3 protein-coding genes are annotated in these 2,528 nt (G+C 44.3%); all 3 read left to right on the top strand.

Translation table 11 applies throughout. From position 1 onward, the window contains the following. Window positions 1-771 (top strand): hypothetical protein (locus tag LUQ50_RS02050; protein WP_300035434.1); only part of this gene is annotated, 771 nt, incomplete at its 5' end. Between the two features lie 436 nt (window positions 772-1,207). After that, window positions 1,208-1,486 (top strand): hypothetical protein, encoded by a 279-nt coding sequence (locus LUQ50_RS02045; RefSeq protein WP_300035431.1) that lies wholly within the window; start codon window positions 1,208-1,210, stop codon window positions 1,484-1,486. A 274-nt stretch (window positions 1,487-1,760) separates the two neighbouring features. Next, complete coding sequence (locus LUQ50_RS02040) at window positions 1,761-2,285, top strand: hypothetical protein (RefSeq protein WP_300035428.1); 525 nt, start codon at window positions 1,761-1,763, stop codon at window positions 2,283-2,285. Window positions 2,286-2,528: the final 243 nt, after the last annotated feature.

Below are 2,528 nucleotides of genomic sequence, written 5' to 3'. Positions count from 1 at the left end.
GATACCCTTCAGGCTCTCGCACTTCAGAAACTGTTTAAGAAAATAAACATCACCACCGTCATTCCGGTGGTTCGTGATGATATCTATGGTCGTGAGTTCTATGGATTAATCAATAATCTCTCAGGGAATGAAAATTTCACCGTTATGGAACCAATCTTCTATGATCCGGATACTGATTTTATCAACCGGACCCTTGATGAGGTAACAAGTGCTACAAAATCTGTAGATAAATCATCTGATTCCGGTATACTCATTATAGGATTTAATGAGGCGGCAGACATCCTCAAAGGAGCATCAGAATATCCGGATCTTGCATCATTTTCATGGTTTGGGACCGATGCCATTGCTTTATCGGACACCATACCCAGGAACAGTGACATTGCAGCGTTTGCTGCAAAGACGAATTTCACGGCAACAATATTTGGAGAACTTGAAAACGAACCATCATTTATTGAATTCTCTAAAAGAATCCAGGAGATCACCGGGATGAAAACAACCCCGTATGCAGTGGTGATACATGATGCTGTCCATCTGGCAGCAATGACTGATATGATGAGCCATGGAATTCCGGATAAACGGGCCATCTTTGTTGAGAATGCAGATCACTTCTATGGAGTAACCGGGTATACCTCGCTCACCGATGCAGGTGAAAGGAAATTTGCAAATATTGATTATTGGAGGATCAAAGAGGATAATGGAACCTATTCATGGTCGAAGATTGGCCGTTTTGTCAACCAGATGGCTGGTCCGATAATTGACTTAAAACAATAACGTCTTTTTATTATCCTCTGAACGGATTCCATATCACGGTTCTTTTCCCCCTGGTACCGGTAAATGTGGGGTGTAATCCGGATTAGTCCCTCAAATTTTCGTTAGAATTTTCTTGAGGATGAGAAAACAGTCAAAATTATTCTCGTGCCGTATACTTTGTATTCTCGTCCAAGAAGATCTCTCCACAAACATCAGGAAAGTCGGAAAAACTCCTGTAGTAATATATCTCATCTGTTCTCTATCCTGATGTCATGTCGAGCAAGAACAAGATACATGGTGAATAAGGGCTTGAGGTCTGCTCCCCTGATAGATATATGGGCTCTATAGTTCGTACAGATGAATCTCATGGTATCACTGGGTGGGTGTTGTGCAACGATCGTGGAATGCCTGTTTCATGGAATAAACCCATAATTGGAGAGAATAAATCGTTACGCAATTGCAGATAGTCAGGCTCATCGATCCCGAATATCGTCCGGATCATAATGCCGGTCATGTTCTGCCCATCATCTCCCAAGAAGACCGTATCACAGGAGAATTCACCAACCCCTTTCTGCATCATGATCCCTCCATTGATGGAGAGATGGAACGGGGCATAGCCCATGACACACTGATAGATAGTGGCTATGGAATGGTACAGATTATAATAGATTTAAACTCTCCAGCCAGCACCAAACCGGACATACCGTCCCGCGAATGGACTACCGAAGAAGAATGATGGGAAATGTAGTGATTCAATGAAAAACCAACACGCTCGCAACCGTTTTTCCTGCTAAAACAGGTTTTCTCTGGAGGTATGTGCCCTGATTGACTGGACCATATCGGGGCACCTCCAAGGAAGAGATCTTCCTGTTTGCTTCTCAATTCATCCAGGAACTAGATACGGGAACCTTTCAAGGAGCGAAGTTTCGATCATTCAAATTCGGATTTATCATTATAAAAAATAGTGCTGTACACTCTATTATGTATCTGAGGATGGAGATGAGAGAAATATGATGAATCAGATACGATGTGGAGTAATCTGTTCAGTTCTGCTGGTTGCTCTTGCAGGATTTTGTATCGCCGATGAAGCACCCGGTTACCTGGTGTATGTTCAGGGCGGTGAGGGTTCCATCACGAATGGATCAGACGGAGCAACAGTGATTACCGTGAAGGATATCGTTCCTTATTACCATATCACTGACAATGAGAAGAGTAGTCTGATTCCGGTTGAGCGACTTGCCAATCTGCCGTATCCCCTGAGTACGGCACTGGTCTTCTCCGGTGATGACAACGAGACGACGTTCATGGTTCAGGTATCACAGTTGTCACTGTCAGATGGAAACACCGTTCTTACGCTTCAGGTAGAACCTCTCCCGTATTATGAAGGTGACCGTCTTGCATCCTTTACGAGTAAAGGTTTGAAGACGCTTGTCGAGTCGCAATATACGAAGTCTGCTATCTATATGGATATGGCTGGAACACCCCCGGAGAATGGTTGTCCGCCCACTTTTTGTTGCGGGGACGATTGTAACTGAATATAGGCGTGGTTTTGTAACCATATCCGAATCTCCTTTCTCTTTCCTGCCAACACCAAACCGGAGATACCATCCCGCGAACGGGCTGCCAAAGAAGAAGGAAGGGAAATGGAGTGATTCCATGAAATGACCACACGCTCACAATAGTCTTTCCCGCTAAAGCCAGGTTTTTTCTCTGGAGGTATGTGCCCTGATCGACTGGACCATATCGGGGCACCTCCAAGGAAGAGATCTTCCTGTTTG

Source organism: Methanospirillum sp., from assembly GCF_028679455.1.
In the GTDB taxonomy this organism is placed as follows: domain Archaea; phylum Halobacteriota; class Methanomicrobia; order Methanomicrobiales; family Methanospirillaceae; genus Methanospirillum.
This window is presented reverse-complemented; position numbering and strand designations above follow the sequence as displayed.

Bases quoted from the DNA above. Each gene is read 5' to 3' on its own strand.
- LUQ50_RS02040 (WP_300035428.1), top strand. From the start codon at position 1,761: ATGATGAATCAGATACGATGTGGAGTAATCTGTTCAGTTCTGCTGGTT.